Genomic DNA, 18426 nt, shown 5'->3' on the forward strand with positions numbered 1-18426 from the left:
CTCCTCCCGCGGCCAGGGTCAGGGCCAGCCGCTACGCACCATCCTCCATGATCACCACCCGCGAGGCGTGAGGGCCTCAGCGCCCAGCAATAGGGCAACAGAGTCGTCCGGTAGGCGTCGGGCGGGGCCATAACGCAGAACTCGTTGCCGTCCGGATCCGCCAGGATGTGCCATGTCCAGCCGTTCTCGCGGACCGGACGCCCGTAAGCACGGCCGCTCCCAAGTCGGTGACCCGGCGGACCTCGGCGGTTAGCCCGGATCTTGCCTGGGATGGTCGGCTACTCCTGATCGGTTCAAGGAGTGTGTTTGTTCGGCTGCTCGGTCGTGTGTGGGCAGCATGAACGGCCCGTTGTCGGTTGGGGTGCCGCCGGGTTCCACTTCCCGGTGTGGGGTGTTGCCTGTTGAGGGGACGGGTCGCCCGCCCGCCCGCGCCGTTCGATATGGCCCGGATCGACGCCGTGGACACCATCGAGGTCTGCCACTACGACCTGAACAGCCCGGTGGGCGGGGGACCGGACAAGAGCCGGATCAACGGGGGACGTGGTCCCAGCCTGTGCCGCCGGAGATGTGGGGCTCCGGCCGCAGGGGCAGGGGCGTGCACCTGCCTTCCGCCCGACTGCACGACGCGTCCCGACCAGAGCGGGGCGCAGTTGTCGGTGGTCAGCGCTCGCCGCGTGGTTCCGTCATCGATGCCGTTGCCGACCCGCCGACTAGCTGACGAGGTTGCGGCCAGGGGTACTGATGTCTAGGACAGCCCGGTGGCCGCGCGTGCTTCGGCCAGGGTGCTCCAGCCGGTGCCGAGCATCATCCAGCCGTCGTGGCCGGCCAGGCGGTTGATCGGGTCGCGGACCTTCACCTGCCAGTTGCCGGGGCTGGTCTCACGGGCGAGGGCGGCCTTGCCATTGCAGGAGCCGTAGTGTCTGCCGAGCGTGGCCGGTGCAGGCTGGGCCGCTGTGAGCAGGTGGTCGGAGTCCATGGGGTCGCTCCGTAGAAGGGCCACAGGCGCGCCCCGGATGGGCGCAGCTCACGGGTCAGAACTCGCTGGTCGAGACTCGCTGGTAAGACCCGCCGAGTTAGGACCCGGGTGGCTGGTGCTCGATCTTCAGGGTACTCCGCCGTTGGCCCCCCGGCAGTGCGGGAGGACGTGGTCCGGGCAGGGCGGGTCTGACCTCGGGTGTTCCGTCGCGGAGGTCGACGTCGACGGTGAGCCCGTAGACGGTTTCGATGAGGTCGGCGGCGTAGACGTCGGCCGGGGTTCCCGACGTGATGATCCTGCCCTTGTGGAGCAGGGCGACCTGGCGGCAGAAACGGGCGGCCAGGTTGAGGTCGTGGATGGCCCGTTGCGCCTGGCCGCCGGAGAGCTCGTCGACGTGGCGGTCGGCGAGCGCGGTGAGGTCGAGCAGGTCGATCGCCTCGTGGACGCGCCGCTCGTCCTCGGGGGAGGGCCGCAGCCGGCTGTGCGGGGTGCGGCCGAGCATGACGGCTTCGGTGACGGTCAGCGAGAAGGCGCCTGGCGAGCCCTGGGGCACGTAGGCGACGACGCGGGCGAGGTCGCGGGGGGAGAGGCGGTGCAGGTCGGTGTCGCCGAGCCGGAAGGCGCCGGCCTTCGGCCGGTGGATGCGGCAGACGCCGCGGATGAGGGTGGACTTGCCGCTGCCGTTCGGGCCGAGCAGGCCGACGACTGGGATCCGGTCGGTCAGAAAAGAGCCCAGAACGCCCGGCGGAATCCCGGGAGGCTGGGAGAAGGAGAAGCCGGACGATCAGCCGGACAGGCGTGGTGCCACGTGCTGACCTCCTCGGGATGGCGCGTCCCAACCGGTGAACAGGACAACGTGGGTCTGACTCACGGCTACCAGCGGGCTGGCTGGCCGTTCACAGTGGCGCGACCGTGCCGGATTCTCACCGGCTTCCGACCGTTGTCTCGAAGCTTCGCAAGACTAATGGTGCCCTCACCTGCCCGTCAATGCGGATGTGCAGGTGAGACGTCCGCCATGGCGCTCGGGACGGCCGGCGGGCGTCAGCGGGCGGGCTGGCCGGACCGGTGGTGGAGCTGGGGATCGGGCCGGACGCGGCCCAGCAGGTCGGCGACGGCGGGGTCGGCGAGGCTGTAGCGGATGATCCGGCCGTCGCGCTCGGCGAGCACGGCGTTCTGCTGGCGCAGGACCCGCAGTGCCTGGGAGACGGCGGCGTCGTTCATGCCGACGGCGGTGGCCAGATCCGAGACGGAGATCGGGCCGGCGTAGTGCACCGCGAGCAGGATGGCGAGCCGGCCCGGTTCGCCGAGCATGGCGAACCGGGCGGCCCACCGCGTCACCTCGTCGCGGTCACCGATGGCGGCGACGGCGTCGCAGGCCCGGTCGCCGTCGATGATCCGGGCCCGGTTCTGGTCGTCCAGCCGGTGCATGTGCAGATTCTCGCATCCGCACCGACCGGGCACCTGACCGTGGCGGTTGTGCATCCGGCCCTCAGACCGCGGCCCGACGAGCCGGATTCCGTGTCGCCGGGCGGGATCAGCCTCCGTCCGGGAGGGATTCGCGGACCCTGCGCGTCGCGGTGACCATGTTGCGCAGCGCCGGCTCGACCTCGGTGAAACTGCGGGTCTTCAGCCCGCAGTCGGGATTGGCCCACAGCCGGGCGGGTTCTACCGCGGCGAGCGCCAGCCGCAGCGACTTCTCGATCTCGTCCACCGTGGGCACCCGGGGGGAGTGGATGTCGTAGACACCCGGGCCGATGGCCCGCCGGTAGCCGGCCTTCCGCAGGTCGGTCACCAGCTCCATCCGGGAGCGGGCGGCCTCGACGCTGGCGACGTCCGCGTCGAGGTCGTCGATGGAGCCGATGATGTCGCCGAACTCCGAGTAGCACATGTGAGTGTGGATCTGGGTGCTCGCCGCCACGGACGAGGTCGCCAGCCGGAAGGCGCCGACCGCCCAGTCGAGGTAGGCCCCCCACAGCGCCCGGCGCGGCGGGAGCAGCTCGCGCAGCGCCGGCTCGTCCACCTGGATGATCCGGATGCCGGCGGCCTCCAGGCCGTGGATCTCGTCCCGCAGCGCCAGGGCGACCTGGCGGGCGGTCACCTCCAGCGGCTGGTCGTCGCGCACGAACGACCAGGCGAGCATGGTGACCGGGCCGGTGAGCATGCCCTTGACCGGCCTGCTGGTGCGGGACTGCGCGTAGGCGGCCCACCGCAGGGTCATCGGCTCGGGCCGGGAGACGTCACCGAACAGGATCGGCGGGCGGACGTAGCGGGTGCCGTAGGACTGCACCCAGCCGTGCTCGGTGGCCGCGTAGCCGGCCAGCAGCTCGGCGAAGTACTGGACCATGTCGTTGCGCTCTGGCTCGCCGTGCACGAGCACGTCGAGTCCGATGTCCTCCTGCAGGGCGACGACCTGGTCGATCTCGGTCTTCATCGCCCGGACGTACCCGGCCTCGTCGAGGGTGCCGGCGCGGCGGGAGGCCCGTGCCGCGCGGATCGCCGCCGTCTGCGGGAACGAGCCGATCGTCGTGGTGGGCAGCGGCGGCAGCCCGAGCGCGGCGGCCTGCGCCTCGACCCGGTGCTCGAGATCCCCGCGGGTCGGCCAGCCCTCGCCCAGCGCCGCGAGCCGCTCGCGCACCCGTGGGTCGACGAGCTGGTCGGGGACGGCGAGCCGGCGCGCCTCGGCGGCCGCGATCTCCGCGGCCACGGCGTCGCGGCCCGCGCGCAGCGCGGTGCCGAGCAGCACGACCTCCTCGACCTTCTGCCGGGCGAAGGCCATCCGGTCGGCCAGCCGCGGGTCGAGGTTCGTCTCCGCCTCGACGTCGATCGGTACGTGCAGCAGCGAGCACGACGTCGTGACGACGACGTCGGCGGCGAGGCCGCTCAGCGTGGCACAGGTGGCCAGCGCGGCCGGCAGGTCGGCGCGCCAGACGTTGTGGCCGTTCACGACGCCGACGAACAGCGTCTTCGCCCCGACGCCGCCGGCCCGGGCGACCGCGTCGAGGTTCCCCGGCCCGGCGACGAGATCGAGGCCGATGCCGTCGATCGGGGCGTCCCGTAGGACGGGCAGGGCCTCGCCGGCCTCCCCGAAGAAGGTCGAGACCAGGATCCTCGGCCGGGTGGTCGCCCCGCCGAGGCGCGCGTAGGCGCGCGCGGTCGCCGCGAGCTCGGCCGGGGTCAGGTCCCGGGTGAGCGCCGGCTCGTCCAGCTGCACCCAGGCGACGCTGTCGGAGGCGAGGTCGTCGAGCAGCTCCACGTACTGCCCGACCAGGTCGTCGAGCAGGTCCAGCGGCCGGAATCCCGCGGGCGCGCCAGCCGCGGCCTTCGCCAGCAGCAGGAAGGTGACCGGGCCGACGAGCACCGGCCGGGTCTCCACGCCCAGCTCCCGGGCCTCCCGGACCTCGCGCAGCGGCTTGTCGCCGACGAGGCGGAACCGGGTCGACGGGTCCAGCTCGGGCACAAGGTAGTGGTAGTTGGTGTCGAACCACTTGGTCATCTCCAGCGGCGCGACCCCGTCGGCGCCGCGGGCCATCGCGAAGTACGTCTCCAGCGGGGTGGCGGGCGAGCCGCCCGCACCGGTCAGGCCGCGGAAACGGTCCGGCACGGCGTCGAAGAGCACGGCGGTGTCGAGGACCTGGTCATAGAACGAGAACGTGTTCGACGGGATGGCGTCCAGCCCGGCGGCCGCGAGATCCTTCCACACGTCGGCGCGCAGCTGCTGGGCGATCCAGACCAGCTCGTCCTCGCCGAGCCGGTCGGCCCAGTACGCCTCGGTCGTGGTCTTCAGCTCGCGGGCCGGCCCGATCCGCGGGTAGCCGGCGACGGTCGTGCTCACCACGGGAGTACCGGTCCGGCCGGACGTGCGGCGATGTCGCTCATGGGTTTCCTTCCCTCGGGAAACGCGCCACGGACCGCGACCCGCGAGGGGAAGGACACGAAAACCGGGCGGCGAACACGGGTAAGGCTCGAAACCCCGGCGCACGGCCCGGCCCAGGCGACCCACCCACGAGGTCACGGACCACCGCGTGCCGACGGCACACGGGCGGTGGGCAGGTCTTCGGACTCGTGGGCACCTACCCGTCCCGGAGGACCGGTGAACCTACTGGCCGTCGCTTCCCAGGCGGACCTACCACCCAGTGCGTGGTGACGGCGTTCGTTCCCACATACCGCTGCGGGGCAGTCCCGGAATCACACCGGGTTCCCTCTTGCGACGCCCCTCCACCCACCCGGCCTCCACCCGAAACCGGGCAGCGCCGAATGCGTCTGTGGAAGGACGAACCAACCGCGATGGAGACCATACCGCCCCGACCGGCGTCCGTCAGGCCGGCGAGCGGTGAACTCGCGGGTTGTTGAAAACACCTGCATGGTCTTGCAGGTGACTCGCGTTGGTCGTACGGTTTGTCGGCCGTGGTGCTCGGGAAGCCGGTGTGACGCCGGAGCGGCCCTCGCCACTGTGATCGGGATGTCGCCGGCCAGTCCCCGCCCGTCGGGGAAGTCACTGGGCATCGAGTACCGCCGCCTGGGAAGGCGGCCGGCGACGCACCACCCGTCAGCCAGGAGACCGGCCACGGCACCCGCGAACACCGTCCACGAGGTGCTGGAAGGCGGCCTGTTCTGGCATGCGCGCACGTCTGGTGGCCCTGAGCGCCACCCTCCTGATCGCTCCCGCCCTGCTGGCGGCCTGCGGCGAGGACGACCCGTCCCCGTCCGGCGGACCCGCGGCGGACGCCCGCGGCTGTGTGACCTCCTTCGACGAGGAGACGGACTACTTTCCCGTCCACTCGACGCTGGAGTACGCGAGGAACTTCACCGTCCGGTACGAGAAGGCGTACCAGGTCCTAACCGTCAAGGAGCCCTACCCGGACGGCAAGCCCGAGTCGTACGTGCTCTACCGGTGCGGGACGCCGGAACCCGAGCCGGGCGGTGATCTCGCCGGCGCGCCGCGGATCGAGGTGCCGATCGAGACCCTCTACTCGGGGTCCACAACCCACCTGCCGCTGCTGGTCGACCTGGACAGGGAGGGTGTGCTGACCGGGGTGGCGAGCGGCACCGCGGTCGTCAACAAGGACATCCGGGCCCGGCTCGACGCCGACGAGGTGGCCGAGTACGCCCCCGGCGGTCAGATAGACACCGAGCGGGTCGTGGCCGCGGCGCCGGACGTGGTGATGACCGGCGGGACGGAATCGGCCGAATACCAGGCGCTGCGCGACGCCGGCATCCCCGTCGTCGCGAACGCCGAATGGCTGGAGAGCGACCCGCTCGGCCGGGCGGAATGGGTGAAGTTCATGGCCGCGCTCACCGGCGACGAGGCGAAGGCGGCCAAGGTCTTCGACCAGATCGAGGCCGACTACAAGGCCATCGCGGCCAAAGTTCCCGGCACAGAACCGACGGCGGCGCTGATCGGCACGATGTACCAGGGCGTCTGGTACATGCCCTCGGGCGGCAGCTATGTCGGGAAGCTGCTCGCCGACGCCGGCGCGAGCTATCCGTGGGCGGACGAGACCGATACCGGCAGCCTCGAGCTCGACTTCGAGAAGGTCTTCACCGAATCCGGCGGCGCACCGATCTGGCTCGCGGACGGCGAGTGGAAGACCCTCGCCGACGTCACCGCCGACGACTCCCGGTACGGCGAGCTCGCCGCCGTCCGCGACGGGCAGGTGTGGACCAACACCCTGACCATGGGGCCCGGCGGCGGGAACGACTACTGGGAACGCGGCGTCACCCGTCCCGACCTGGTCCTCGGCGACCTCGTCGCGATCCTGCACCCGGACGCGCTGCCGGGTCACGACTTCGCCTTCTACAAGAAGATCACTTGACCGCGACCGTCCAGGCCCCGCCGGCGATCCCCGCGATCGCCGGCAGGGGCCGGTCGTCCCGCCGCCTGCTGGTGCTCGCGGGGCTGGCCGTGGGTGTGGCCGTGCTCTTCCTGCTCGCGCTCGCCGTGGGCTCGGTCGCCGTCCCCCTCGACGAGACGCTGCGGGTGCTGTTCGGCGCCGAGCCCCGGGACCCCCGCTGGTCGGTGGTGGTCGGCCAGATCCGGCTGCCACGAGCCCTCACCGCGGCCCTCGCCGGCGCGGCGCTCGGCGTCGCCGGCCTGCAGATGCAGACCCTGTTCCGCAACCCGCTCGCCGACCCGTACTCGCTCGGCGTCAGCTCGGGCGCGAGCCTCGGCGTCGCCCTGGTCGTCGCCGGGATCGGCGGGTCGGGCGGCACCTTCACCGCGCAGGTCGCCGGCAGCGGCCGGTTCGGCGTGGTCATCGCCGGCGCGGCCGGCGCCGCGATCGTGCTCGCCGCCGTGCTCCTCCTGGCGAACTGGGTCCGCTCCGTCGTCACCCTGCTGGTCATCGGCGTCATCCTCGGCAGCGCCGTCAGCTCGGTGGTCAACCTGCTGCTGACCTGGACGGCCCCGGAACGCGCCATCCAGTACTGGACCTGGTCGCTGGGCAGCTTCGCCGGGACCTCCACCGGCGACCTGGCCGTCTTCGCCCCGGCCGTCGGCGCCGGCCTGCTCGTCGCGCTGGCCTCGGTGAAGCCGCTCAACGCCCTGCTGCTCGGCGAGAACTACGCCCGCACGCTCGGCCTGCGGCTGCGCCGGGTCCGGGCGGTCACCCTGCTCGGCGCGTCCCTGCTCGCCGGGGCGGTCACCGCGTTCTGCGGGCCGGTCGCGTTTCTGGGGATCGCCGTCCCGCACGTCGCCCGTCGGCTGCTCGGCACCGCCGACCACCGGGTCCTCGTTCCCGCGACCCTGCTCACCGGCGCCGGGCTGGCCCTGGCCTGCTCGATCGCGGCGCAGCTGCCCGGCACCGGCATCGTCCTGCCCATCAACGTCATCACCGCCCTCGTCGGCGCGCCGATCGTGATCGCCGTCCTGCTGCGGGCGCGGGCGAGCGTCGCGGGGGTGGCCTGATGCCGGGCACCGAAACGGGCGGGCTGCGGATGGAGGGGCTCGCGGCCGGCTACCGACCGGCCGGCTACCGACGGCGGCGCGCACTCCGTGAGGTGCTGACCGGGCTCACCGCGACAGCGCCCCGCGGCGAGCTCACCGTCCTGCTCGGCCCCAACGGGATCGGCAAGTCCACCCTGCTGCGGACCCTCGCCGGGCTGCAGCCGCCGCTCGCCGGGCGGGTGCTGCTCGACGGCGCCGACCTCGGCCGCCTTTCCGGAGCGGACCGGGCCCGCATGGTCGGCGTCGTGCTCACCGACCGGGTGGACGTCGGCATGCTCACCGCCGCCGACCTCGTCGGCCTCGGCCGCCACCCGCACACCGGGCCCACCGGCCGGCTCGACGACACCGATCGCGCGGTCGTCGCCTGGGCGCTCGCCGCCGTCGGCGCGGCACACCTGGCCGGACGCGAGGCCGACGAGCTCTCCGACGGCGAACGGCAACGGGTCATGATGGCCCGCGCCCTGGCCCAGGAACCGACGCTGGTCCTGCTCGACGAGCCGACCGCCTTCCTCGACGCGCCGTCCCGCGTCGCCGTCACCGCCCTGCTGCGCCGCCTCGCCCGGGAACGCGACCTCGCGGTCGTCGTCTCCACCCACGACCTCGAGCTCTCGCTCCGCGTGGCCGACGGTGTGTGGCTCCTCGACCGGACGGGGACCCTCCACACGGGCCGCCCGGAGGAAGTGATCGCCTCCGGGGCGGTGAACACCACCTTCGACGGCGACGACCTGCGCTTCGACCCGGTGACCAGGACCTTCGAGCTGCGGGAGGCATTGTGACGGGGCAGCCCGACGTGACCGGGGCGAGGCGGCGGCCCGCCACGGCGGTGCCGGCGGCGCCCGCCGCCGAGGTGGCGGGCGCGCTGCGGAAGCTCGCCGAGATCAGCCCTTACTTCGAGGCCGACATCGCGGCCGATCTCGCCGGTGCTGAGGAGGCGGGTGGGGGCGGGCCGCCGCCGGTCCGGGTCGACGAGCTCTACCGGGGCGGAGCGGCCCTGGCCGCCGCGGTCGACGGGGTGAACGAGCGGCTCGGCGGGGTCGAACGACGGGTCGCCGCGTCCACCCTCGCGCTCGGCCACGCCGCCCGGCTCTGGTCGGTGGCCCTGGGCTGCTGGGCGACCGCCGGCCTCATCCCCGACCTGCCCCCACCCCGCCTCCGGGTGCAGCCGAGGCTCACCGCGCCCGTGCGGCTGATCGTGGACGAGCCCGCCGGCTGGCGCGTCGAGAGCCTCGCGGACGCCGTCGGCCTGCTCCGCGAGATCGTCGTCGAGGACCATCTGCGGCCCTACTTCACGGCCCTGCGCGGTGAGACCCGGCTCGCCCCGCGCCTGCTCTGGGGCAACGCCGCGTCCTCGCTCGTCGGCTCGACGCGGGTACTGGCCGCCTCCCCGCTCGTCACCTGCACGAAGGACGTTCCCCGGGTGGCGGCCGCGCTGCTGGCGGCACCGCCACTCGCCGGGACGACCGTCCACGCCGTCACCTCCGACGGCGGGCTGGCGGTCTCCTCGGTGGTCCGGCGGAGCTGCTGCCTGTTCTACCGGGTGCCGGGCGGCGGCACCTGCGGGGACTGCCCCCTGAGCCCGACCGCGGAGAGGACACGACCGTGACCACCGGCACCGACTACCAGGTCACCGAAGAGCTCGGCAACGGCACGCTGCATGTCTTCGCGCTGCCCACCGACACCGAGACCCTGCTGGCGCTCATCACCGAGGTCTTCACCGACCACTGGCGCCAGATCGGCTTCGGCGTGATCGTCCAGGGCGCCGCCTGGGAGGTCGCGGCCCCGAACGCGCCGCGCCGGATCGGCGTGTACGACGGCTATGTCACCGTCGACTTCGGAGCCTGGCACTTCCACCTGTGCATCGGCGAGCACACCGCCAGCGGCCCGGAGCTCGGCCGGATCCGCCGCTGCGCCCGCGCCGAGCTGTACCGCCGGGTCGGCGGCGACGGCGCGCCGGCGTCCTGGGGGCTGCGGATGTTCAACGGCATCGGCGAGCAGATGATGACCGTCCTGCTCCCGAACCCGTTCCTCAGCGACTCCCAGGAGCTCCTCGCCACCCCGGACTTCAGCCGGCTCGCCGCCTGGGACGCCCTGCGCGAGCGCTACCTGGGCCTCGGCCCCGACCCCCTGGACCGCTCCGGCACCGGCTTCCGCCACGGCTGAGGCTCCCGGACGGCCGCCGGCGCCGTCCGTACCACCGCCGGGACGTCCTGACCGCGCCAGGTGTGGCGTGATCCCGACCCGCGGCGTCTCCCTCGTGTGCCGCTGCCGGTCACACCGGTACACGCGGCGTCCATTCCGGTGGTCCGACCTCGGTGTTGAGGCCTTTCTCGATGAAAACTATGTTCCGGTAAAAATGCACGGCCGAGACTCCCCGGTCGGTGACGGACGGCTGGTACACCGACGTGTCCTCGTACTCCGGGTAGTGCAGGCCGTCGAGAAGCTCCTTGAGTCGGGTCATGACGGTCCGGGTTCCCGTCCCGCCGGGCAGTGCTCCGCCGAATCCCGGCCAGTAGGACTTCTCGGTGTCCTCGATGACGATGTCGAGCGGCCCGATCTCGCCGGCCACCTTTCGCAGCGTCTTCGGGTCACCCTGGTCACCCTGGTAGGTCCGCAGCCGCGGCCCGCACACGGACGCCAGGCCGCGGCTGTCCCCGTCGTCGCCGGCGATATCCCGGATGTACCCTCGATCCCGATTTCCAGCAGCCGCACCGGCCCGTCGACCAGCGGCCGGAAGTGCCGTTCGTAGTGACCGGCGAACCAGCGCAGGAACCCCCATTTGTCGGTGCCGTACCGCCCGGCGAGCTCGTCGAGATGGGGCGTCCGCGAGGAACAGGCGGCCGTGATGATTTCAATGATCTCGGCGAGGGCGGACTGGGCGCGGCGGAGCTCGCCGGCGCCCTCCCGGGTGCCGAGGTCGGGAAACGGCAGGAGCGGCTCGACCTTCCGGGTCATGCCGCCGAGCCGGCCGGTCGGCCCGTACAGGGCGGTGACCAGGTCGACGGCATCGAAGCTGATGCGCGCGCCGGGGGAGCCGGCGCTGCCGCGGGTCACCTCGACACGTCCGTCGCGAAAGGAGAGCGTGTGCCCCACTGATATTCGGCCGAGGTCGAGCTCGAAGAGGACCGCGCCGGCCAGGTCCGCGGGGGGAGGGCAGCGGGCCAGTATCTCGTCGAGAATCGACGGCGCGGTTCTTTCCAGGGTGAGTGAACCGATCAGTGTGCTGATCTCTTTTTCGGAGCACGCGGCAGCCCGCAACAGGGAGGCATTGACGTCATACGGCACAGCGGGCACGGGAGCTCCAGGGATCACGCGGGAAATCCGGCGGTTCGGCGCCGTCCCGGTGAACGGCGCGCAGGCTCGTACAGGCCGGTGGACGCAACGTGTTCGCCGATCCCGCGCAGGAGCACCAGACCCCGGCAACGAGCACGACCTTCACCGGGCTGGCTGAGCTGGCTCATTTCCTGCACCCTGGCACGGCGCCGGCGCCGGCACGATGACCGATCTCGGCCAGCGCGTCGCGTCGCGGTCCGCGCCGCGGGTCGCGCCGTCCAGGCGCCTTGCGCGATCTAGCCGAGTCGTCGACATTCGGGACATGAATCTGGTGGTCGACGTCGTGCTGGAGGCTGGTCTGCGCTACACGGAGACGATCGAGTCGGGTGCGGGCGGCCGGTCCGTGCGTTACTGCCGGCTCGTGGCGGACCAGGACACGCCCGTCGGCGAGCTGGAGGTGCATTCCTTCCGGTGGCGGTTCGGTGCCGTGGCCCTCGACGCCGAGGGTATCGGCGGGGTGGAGGTCCAACCGTCTTTCCGGCGCCGTGGACACATGGGCCGGCTTCTCCGCCAGGCGTTGGACGGCATGTCACGGCGGGTGAACGTCGCCACGGTCTCCGACGGCATCCAGGGCGTGTACGAGAAGTTCGGCTTCGCCACGTGCGTTGCCGAGGGTCATCTGGACGTTCGCGTTCGCGACGTCGAACGCGCCGCTGCCGCCGCTGTGCCGGACGGTGCGCGCGTCCGACCCGGCTCGGCTGGAGACCTCCCAGCGATGGTGGACCTCTACAACGCCACGCACGCCCATCGTCCGTGGACCCACGAACGTCCCGCGGACTGGAACCGTCTGGTGCCCCAGACGACATGGCGAGCGGGCTCGGAGATCCTCGTCGTGGAGGCCGGGGGGACGCTCGCGGGATACGCGATCGTGGCGGGCCGGTCGTTCGGTGACGGCTACTTCGGGCTGGCTGTCGAGGAGATGGCGGCCCGCGACGCCGGCGTTGCCCTGTGCCTGCTCGCCGACGTTGCCAGGTCCGCATGGGAGTTGCGGGTCAGCGAGTTTCGGGTGCGGGAGCCGTTGGACGGCGTCGTCGGGCGGCTCGCGCGTCACCTGGGCTGCGCCTACCACCAGGAGTTCCCGCCGACCGGCGGGATGATGGCGGCGATCCTGAACCGATCCGAGCTGCTGGCCACGCTCGAGCCGGAACTTCGGCGCCGGGACCGCGGTGCCGGCGCCGTCGACGAACATGCGCGGCCTGGTTTCCAGGCGGCGCCACAGCGGAGCTCCTGGCGCCCTACGCGCACGCGCTGGACCGGTACTGAATCGCCATCGGGCGCCGCACGCGCCTGGCCAACTACAACGACGGTCATCGCTCCGACCACATCGGGCGCCAGGGCTTCGGCCCCGGGGCGGGCGCGGTAGTCAGGTGGTCGCCACCAGCAGTTCCTCCGAGCTCGAGGGCCGAAGGTTATCCGGACGACCGGTGAAGTAGAGCCGGGTGAGATCGGTCGTCGACACGTTCCGGGCCTGCGCGAAACCGGCTTCGCGGGCCAGCGCCAGCATCTCCGGCGGGGTGAAGAAACTGATGAAGGGGGTTCCGGCGGCTCGCGCCGCCCGTTCCGTCGTTTCGCGCAGGGCGCGTTCCGCCGGTTCGACGAGGTCCGGCGGCACCAGGAACGTCGTGACGAGCGTCGAGCCCGGGGCGAGCGCCGCGACCTGCCGGAGCATGGCCGTGGTCGCGTCCGCGGTGAGGTACATGGTGACGCCGGTGGAGACCACGACAGCCGGCCGCGCCGGGTCGAAGCCGGCGGCCGCGAGCCGTTCCCACCAGGACGGCCCCGCCTCGAAGTCGACCGGCACGAACCGCAGCCATTCCGGGACGTCGAAGCCGGTCTCGGCGAGACGCCCCCGCTTCCAGGCCTGCGGACCCGGCTGGTCGACCTCGAACACCCGCAGGCCCGAGGCGATCTCCGGCCGGCGCTGCGCGAAGGTGTCCAGGCCCGCTCCGAGAATGACGTACTGGGTGACACCGCGGCCGGCCTGCTCGGCGACCAGGTCCTCGACGAAACGCGCGCGGGCCACGATGGACGCCCGGGTGCGGCGTGTCGCGTGCTGGTCCATGTCCGGGCGTGCGCGCCAGCCGTCGCCCGGGGCCGCCAGCTGTAGGCCGATCTCGTCCTCGAGCACGTGCGGCGGCGGGTCGACCTGGACGTGCATGGCCCGCCACAGGGCAACCCGCGTGGCGGTGCTGTCCGGGGCCGCGGTTCGCGTGCCAGACATGAGCTTCTCTCGCCTTCTGTCGAGGTCTCCGGGGTGCGGGCACATCGGCTCATAAGGGGGATGCACGAGGCGCCATTTCTTCCGGCGCGGCTCCGCTCCCGGCTCTTTTGCTATCTGGGCTCGGCTCTCCGTGAGATCCGTGAGTAAGGGATTCACGGGCAGCGGCCTTCGCAGCCTACCCGCGACCCCGATACCGCCCGGTCCGCGTGTGATCGGCGGAGATTGGCGCGTAATAGGGCGGCTACCATGGCGAACCGCCCGTCGGAGCGTGGCTGAAACGGCGCCGCCCGCGCCCTGGCCCGGGAAAGAGAGCTGTTTCACGGCGGCTGCCCCGCCGGTGCGGGGGTGCGCTCGGGGCGTCGGCGGGGCCCGCCCAGCCGCGGTGCCGGGCCGGCCGCTCCCGCCGGCGGCGGCGTGCGGCCAGGCATAGCGGGATCCCCGCGGAACACAAGCCTTCGTCGTCTTCCGGACAGGGCGCCGGGGCGCGCGGCCCGGTGATGTCCCTGAAGCCGAAGAAGCCCGAGCGTATGGCTCGATGTTCGTTCCGTGATATTGGTGGGCGATGTCGTGCTGCCCTTGTGATCCTGTGTAAAGGTTGTCGGATCTTCTTGACGACCGATCGCCACTGGCTTAGGTTTCCCTTAGCTGTTAGACGCTGTCTAGGTCGGAGTCGTGCCGTCTCCGTGAAGTGATCTTCTGTTGCTGGCGCGTTCGGATGGCGGAGCCGCCTCGGTCACGGCGCCGCCCGAGTGACGGAACCTTCGCAACCGCCGAAATGACCGCCGAGGTCGTTCGCCGGACCGCCGGCTGAAACAAATTCACCTACGTTCACACTGGAGATGATCCGTAACTCAGGATGTCATTCTGGCGATACCGCCGCAGCGCATCGACAAGCGATGTTCCTGGCGGCACCCGGTGCGGGTCCCGGCACGCGCGGCGAATCTCGATGCACACAATTTGACAAGGATGGGACGAGGATGCGGAAACTATTGCGTCCACGATGGCCGGACTCGCCAGCCCCGTTCGCGGGGAACCGGCGTGCCGCCGCTCTGACCGTGTCGAGACAGCTTGCCACAATGATCGCGGGCACCTCGCGGTGTACCGGTGCGTAGGGAAAACACCGGCGGTCAAGAACTGGACTTCCTGAACCGGGTTGGCTCGCTGGCCCTGGACACCCGAGAATCCGACGGCGGCGCGGGGCTGGCGGCGCCCGACGAGGACCGCGCCGTCAGCAACCAGCAGTGGCCGATGGCGGCTCGCGCCTCCGAGCTCGCCGCGGTGGTGGGCGCCGTCCGGCGGGGAACCAGCGTCGTTCTCGTCGGCGAGCCCGGGGTGGGCAAGACCCGGCTGCTGCGGACCGCCCTGGCGGAGGTGGCGAACGCCGGTGATCCGATCCGGCTGGTCGACGCGCCGCACGGGACCCATCCCGACCTGCCGGGCTCGCTGCTGGCGGAGCTCTCGGCGGCCTTCGACCTGCTGGGCCGGGACCCGCTCGAGTGCGGTCCCGCCACGGTCATCCGGCCGCGCGACGGGCAGCACCCGGCCGGGGCCGCGGATGTCTGCCCGCAACGGATGTTCGGCTCGGCGGGCCTGGGCGCGACGCGTCCCGACCACGGGCTCTCCGGCGTCCGGCGCGGCCCGGAGGCGGGAGGTGGGAACAGTGCGGGCGCGCGCCGCGCGCCGGCGGCTGGCGCCGAGGGACGGGTGGTGCTCGGTGTCGACGACGCTCATCTCCTCGATTCCGAGCCGGCGGCGATGCTGCACCACCTGGTGGCCACCGGCCGGGTCACGCTCGTCGCCGCCGTCCGCTCCGGCGAGGACCAGCACCGGGGCGTCAGCAGGCTCTGGATGGAGCGGCTCGCCGAGCGTTTCGACCTGGCCGAGTTCGACGAGAGCGGTGTGCACGCGATGGTGCGGGCCCGGCTCGGCGGCTCCGTCGACGAGTCGACGCTGGCCAGGCTGCACCATCTGACCCGGGGCAACGCCCTCTACCTGTGTGAGCTGGTGGGTCACGCCTTGGCCGAGGGAACCTTCGTCCAGGCGGACGGGATCTGGCGGTGGTCCGGTCTCGCGAGCAGCGGTGGCCGGCTCGCCGACCTGGTCCGGCTCCGGCTGGCCGACCTCGAGCCGGACGAGGTCGAGCTGGTCGCCATGGTGGCGCTCGCAGAGCCCCTCGAGGCCGACCTACCCGTCGTGGCGGAGCTCGCCGCCGCGGCCGAGTCGCTCAACCGGCGCCGGATCATCGTGGCCGAAGGGGTCGGCCGCCGCGTCCAGCTGCGCCTGTTCTATCCGCTGCACAGTGAGGTGCTGGTCGCCTCCCTGCCGGAGCTGACCGCCCGGCGGCTGCGCGCCCGGCTGGCCGCGGCGATCGAACGCACGGGGCTGCGCCGGCGCACCGACCTGTTACGGGCCGTCCGGCTGCGTCTTGACGCGGGTCAGATGCCCGCGCCGGCGCACCTGATCGACGCGGCGGAACGGGCGGTGGGCACCGGCGACGTCGTGCTCGCCGAACGGCTGTGCCGGCTCGCGATCGCGGTGCGGGAGCCGACGCTCTCCCGCAGCCGCATCGAGCTGCTGCTGGGCCGGGCCCTGTGCTCGCAGGGCAGGCATTCGGACGCCGAGGACGTCTTCGGGCGGGGCTGTGACCACGCCCCTCGGGAGGAGCTGGCCGTCCTGGCCCGCACCCGGGCCCTGAACATGGCCGGTGGGCTGGGGCGGATCGACGACGCCGAGGCGTTGCTCGCCGCCGTCCGCTCCGCGGTGCCCGCGGCGGACGCGGCGAAGCTGTCGGCCACCCAGGCGGTCGTCTGGATGCTCGCGGATCGGCTGCCGGAGGCGCTGACGCTCGTGGGGTCCGCCCTCGCGGGGGAGAGCGCGGACTCACCGCTGAGGCGCGAGGCCGTCCCGGTCATGGCGGTCGCGCGCACCGAGCTCGGCGACGCGGCCGGTGCCCTCGAGCTGCTGGACAGCTGCCTGCCGGCACTCGACCGGTGGGCTGATCACCACTGGCTGCCGCACCGGCTGGCGACGGTGGCCGCCAGCGTCGCGCTCGGACGGATGGGCGACGCTTCGGCGACGCTGCGGCGGGTGCGCCGCCGGCTGGCCGACGGCCTGTCCCGGGTGATGTGGGATCCGCTGACCGTGCTCGTCGAGGCCCACCACCTGCGGCTGACCGGCCAGAGCGCCGAGGCTCTCGACCTGCTGCGCCGCTCCGACGACTCCGACGCCGCCGCGAGCATCCCGGACATCCGTTGCTGGACGCGTGCCCAGGTGGCGGGTGCCCTCGCGGAGTCCGGCTCGCACGCGGACGCGCTGATGGCGATCGCCGAGGCCCGCGCGCTGGTGGCCGCGACCGGCGGCTCCGCCACCGCCCGGGGGTGGGTGACGATCGAGGAGGTGACCGTGCACGCGCATGCCGGTGACCGGGCGCGGGCCGTCTCTCTCGCGCTGGAACTGGCCGACCACTTCGTGGCCGGCGGGCGGATCGTCCGCGCCGTCGAGGCGCTGCACCTCGCCGCCCGGCTGGGCGTCGCGAACGCCGTAGTGGCCCGATGCGAGGCGCTGGCGGCCCGGATCGGGACGGCCGACGTCGCGCAGGTTCGGTCCGCTCATGTCCGCGCCCTGGCCGGCGCCGACGGTGACGCGCTGAGCGGCGTCTCCCGCCGCTTCGAGGACATGTGCCTGCTGCCGCTGGCCGCGGAGACCGCCGTCCAGGCGGCCGCCGCGTATCAGATGCGCGGTGCGGTCCGGAGAGGGCGGCTGGCTAGAGTCCGCGGCGCCGATCTTGTCTCCCGGTACGGGGGCCGGCTGCCGCCCTGGGCGTCGGACGAGGTCAGCGTCGCCGCCGGTGCCGCGGCGACGCGGGGCGGGGTGAGAGCGCACGGGGTTCCCGTCCCGGAGCTCACCCCGAGGGAACGCGAGGTCGCGGCGTTCGCGGCCGTTGGGCTGTCGAACCGGGAGATCGCGTCCCGCCTGGTGGTGTCCGTGCGGACCGTCGAGAACCACCTGCAACGCGCGTACGGCAAGCTCGGAGTGCTGCGTCGCGCCGATCTGGCGCTCCGGCTGCAGGAGAGCCTGGAATCGGGCTTCGCGTCGGGGTCGGCGACCTGACGCGAGGCGCCGTCGGCTGGTCATCGCGGGGAGCTCGACGACTCCAACCAGGTCGCGACGCCGTCGAGGGCGCGGGCCACGGTGAACTCGAAGAACTCGACGTCCAGCTCGGTGGGCGGACGAGGGTCGCGTGCCCGGGCGAGGGCGTCGACGCTGGCCGCGGCGAGGCCGGCCTGCGGGGTGTCCTGGAAGTCGCTGAGGACCTCGGCCATCTTGCCGCGCGCCTCCGGCCGCTCGGCGCGGTCGTCCTCCACCGCGACCATCATGAACGCGGTGTTGAGCAGGAACCGGTAGACCAGGGTCGCGTCGCCGCCGAAACCGGCGCGCTGCAGCACCTGGATGCCCCGGTCGATCGTGGGCAGGGCGGCGGGAACCGTAGGCCCGATCAGGACGACGCGCCGGGCGACCCCGCGGAACTCCCGCAGCACCGCCCGGCCCTCGCGCAGCAGCCGGGTGAACCACTCCCGCCAGGGCAGGTCGGCGTCGGGGACGGGGATGAGAGCTATCACCCGGTCGGTCACGGCGTCGACGACGGTCTCGCGGTCCCCGACGTGGTGGTAGATGACGCCGGGCCAGACTTCCAGGGCGCCGGAGAGCTGGCGGATCGACCAGCCGTCGAGGCCCTGGCTGCGGGTCAGCTCGAGCGCCATGTCCACGATCTTCTCGGCCGTCATCGGGGGGAGACCGGCGGCCAGGCGAGATCGTGAGGAGTGGCTGGGCCGGTCCATGGGGTCACCCTAACCGCCGAGCTCACGGGCCCTCGTCTTGATGCGAGGAACGTCCATCGGCTAAGGTCAGCCTAAGCTATTAGACGGTGTCTAACATCTGTTGGACACTGTTCAGCGA

The 18426-nt window shown here is 72.5% G+C and carries 15 protein-coding genes and 3 riboswitches; of the genes, 7 read left to right on the plus strand and 8 right to left on the minus strand.

Going from position 1 to position 18426, the window contains the following annotated elements; translation table 11 throughout:
- Positions 1-745 precede the first annotated feature (745 nt).
- The 4 genes from FRANEAN1_RS17100 to metE form a co-directional block, all read right to left on the minus strand.
- Positions 746-976: a hypothetical protein gene (locus FRANEAN1_RS17100; protein WP_020461076.1), complete on the minus strand. Its 231-nt coding sequence runs from the start codon at positions 974-976 to the stop codon at positions 746-748.
- Positions 977-1073: 97 nt separating this feature from the next.
- Positions 1074-1727 carry an ABC transporter ATP-binding protein gene (locus FRANEAN1_RS17105; protein WP_083788275.1) on the minus strand — a complete coding sequence of 218 codons (654 nt, stop codon included), beginning with the start codon at positions 1725-1727 and terminating at the stop codon, positions 1074-1076.
- An 86-nt stretch (positions 1728-1813) separates the two neighbouring features.
- A riboswitch (cobalamin riboswitch) is annotated at positions 1814-1958 on the minus strand.
- A gap of 59 nt (positions 1959-2017) precedes the next feature.
- On the minus strand, positions 2018-2404 hold the full coding sequence (locus FRANEAN1_RS17110; RefSeq protein WP_041256053.1) for a metalloregulator ArsR/SmtB family transcription factor: 387 nt from the start codon (positions 2402-2404) through the stop codon (positions 2018-2020).
- 106 nt (positions 2405-2510) lie between these two features.
- The gene (gene metE / locus FRANEAN1_RS17115) at positions 2511-4808 is read right to left on the minus strand and encodes a 5-methyltetrahydropteroyltriglutamate--homocysteine S-methyltransferase (RefSeq protein ID WP_157473344.1); all 2298 of its coding nucleotides are present in this window, start codon (positions 4806-4808) and stop codon (positions 2511-2513) included.
- A 195-nt stretch (positions 4809-5003) separates the two neighbouring features.
- Positions 5004-5214, minus strand: a riboswitch (cobalamin riboswitch).
- Between the two features lie 128 nt (positions 5215-5342).
- A riboswitch (cobalamin riboswitch) is annotated at positions 5343-5558 on the plus strand.
- 34 nt (positions 5559-5592) lie between these two features.
- Between metE and FRANEAN1_RS17120 the strand changes: the two genes are divergently transcribed.
- The 5 genes from FRANEAN1_RS17120 (at position 5593) to FRANEAN1_RS17140 (ending at position 10079) form a co-directional block, all read left to right on the plus strand.
- Positions 5593-6789 carry an ABC transporter substrate-binding protein gene (locus FRANEAN1_RS17120; RefSeq protein WP_020461080.1) on the plus strand — a complete coding sequence of 399 codons (1197 nt, stop codon included), beginning with the start codon at positions 5593-5595 and terminating at the stop codon, positions 6787-6789.
- A 68-nt stretch (positions 6790-6857) separates the two neighbouring features.
- Positions 6858-7880, plus strand: coding sequence for an iron ABC transporter permease (locus FRANEAN1_RS17125; protein WP_157473347.1), 1023 nt, complete (start codon positions 6858-6860; stop codon positions 7878-7880).
- A complete protein-coding gene (locus tag FRANEAN1_RS17130; protein WP_020461082.1) occupies positions 7880-8695 on the plus strand; it encodes an ABC transporter ATP-binding protein in 816 nt (271 codons plus the stop codon). The genes FRANEAN1_RS17125 and FRANEAN1_RS17130 overlap by 1 nt, the downstream gene beginning before the upstream one ends.
- Entirely contained in the window at positions 8692-9522 is an 831-nt protein-coding gene (locus tag FRANEAN1_RS17135; RefSeq protein WP_020461083.1) for a (2Fe-2S)-binding protein, read from the plus strand. The genes FRANEAN1_RS17130 and FRANEAN1_RS17135 overlap by 4 nt, the downstream gene beginning before the upstream one ends.
- Positions 9519-10079, plus strand: coding sequence for a hypothetical protein (locus tag FRANEAN1_RS17140; RefSeq protein WP_020461084.1), 561 nt, complete (start codon positions 9519-9521; stop codon positions 10077-10079). Before FRANEAN1_RS17135 ends, FRANEAN1_RS17140 begins: the two co-directional genes overlap by 4 nt.
- A 109-nt stretch (positions 10080-10188) precedes the next feature.
- Here the strand turns inward: FRANEAN1_RS17140 and FRANEAN1_RS42320 are convergent, their stop codons facing one another.
- Complete coding sequence (locus FRANEAN1_RS42320; protein WP_198145537.1) at positions 10189-10377, minus strand: hypothetical protein; 189 nt, start codon at positions 10375-10377, stop codon at positions 10189-10191.
- A complete protein-coding gene (locus FRANEAN1_RS41190) occupies positions 10374-11210 on the minus strand; it encodes a hypothetical protein (RefSeq protein WP_157472681.1) in 837 nt (278 codons plus the stop codon). Before FRANEAN1_RS41190 ends, FRANEAN1_RS42320 begins: the two co-directional genes overlap by 4 nt.
- Before the next feature lie 301 nt (positions 11211-11511).
- Here FRANEAN1_RS41190 and FRANEAN1_RS17155 point away from each other — a divergent pair, with 301 nt between their 5' ends.
- Positions 11512-12612 (plus strand): GNAT family N-acetyltransferase, encoded by a 1101-nt coding sequence (locus tag FRANEAN1_RS17155; RefSeq protein ID WP_347177177.1) that lies wholly within the window; start codon positions 11512-11514, stop codon positions 12610-12612.
- Here FRANEAN1_RS17155 and FRANEAN1_RS17160 read toward each other — a convergent pair whose 3' ends face one another.
- A complete protein-coding gene (locus tag FRANEAN1_RS17160; protein ID WP_020461087.1) occupies positions 12613-13470 on the minus strand; it encodes a class I SAM-dependent methyltransferase in 858 nt (285 codons plus the stop codon). It abuts the gene before it with no gap.
- Between the two features lie 1104 nt (positions 13471-14574).
- Between FRANEAN1_RS17160 and FRANEAN1_RS17165 the strand changes: the two genes are divergently transcribed.
- Positions 14575-17580 carry a LuxR C-terminal-related transcriptional regulator gene (locus FRANEAN1_RS17165; RefSeq protein ID WP_020461089.1) on the plus strand — a complete coding sequence of 1002 codons (3006 nt, stop codon included), beginning with the start codon at positions 14575-14577 and terminating at the stop codon, positions 17578-17580.
- 20 nt (positions 17581-17600) lie between these two features.
- On the opposite strand, the gene FRANEAN1_RS17170 is transcribed toward FRANEAN1_RS17165, so the two are convergent.
- Positions 17601-18308: a TetR/AcrR family transcriptional regulator C-terminal domain-containing protein gene (locus FRANEAN1_RS17170; RefSeq protein ID WP_020461090.1), complete on the minus strand. Its 708-nt coding sequence runs from the start codon at positions 18306-18308 to the stop codon at positions 17601-17603.
- Positions 18309-18426 lie beyond the last annotated feature (118 nt).

Origin of the sequence: Parafrankia sp. EAN1pec (assembly GCF_000018005.1) — a bacterium.
Taxonomy (GTDB): Bacteria; Actinomycetota; Actinomycetes; order Frankiales; family Frankiaceae; genus Parafrankia; species Parafrankia soli.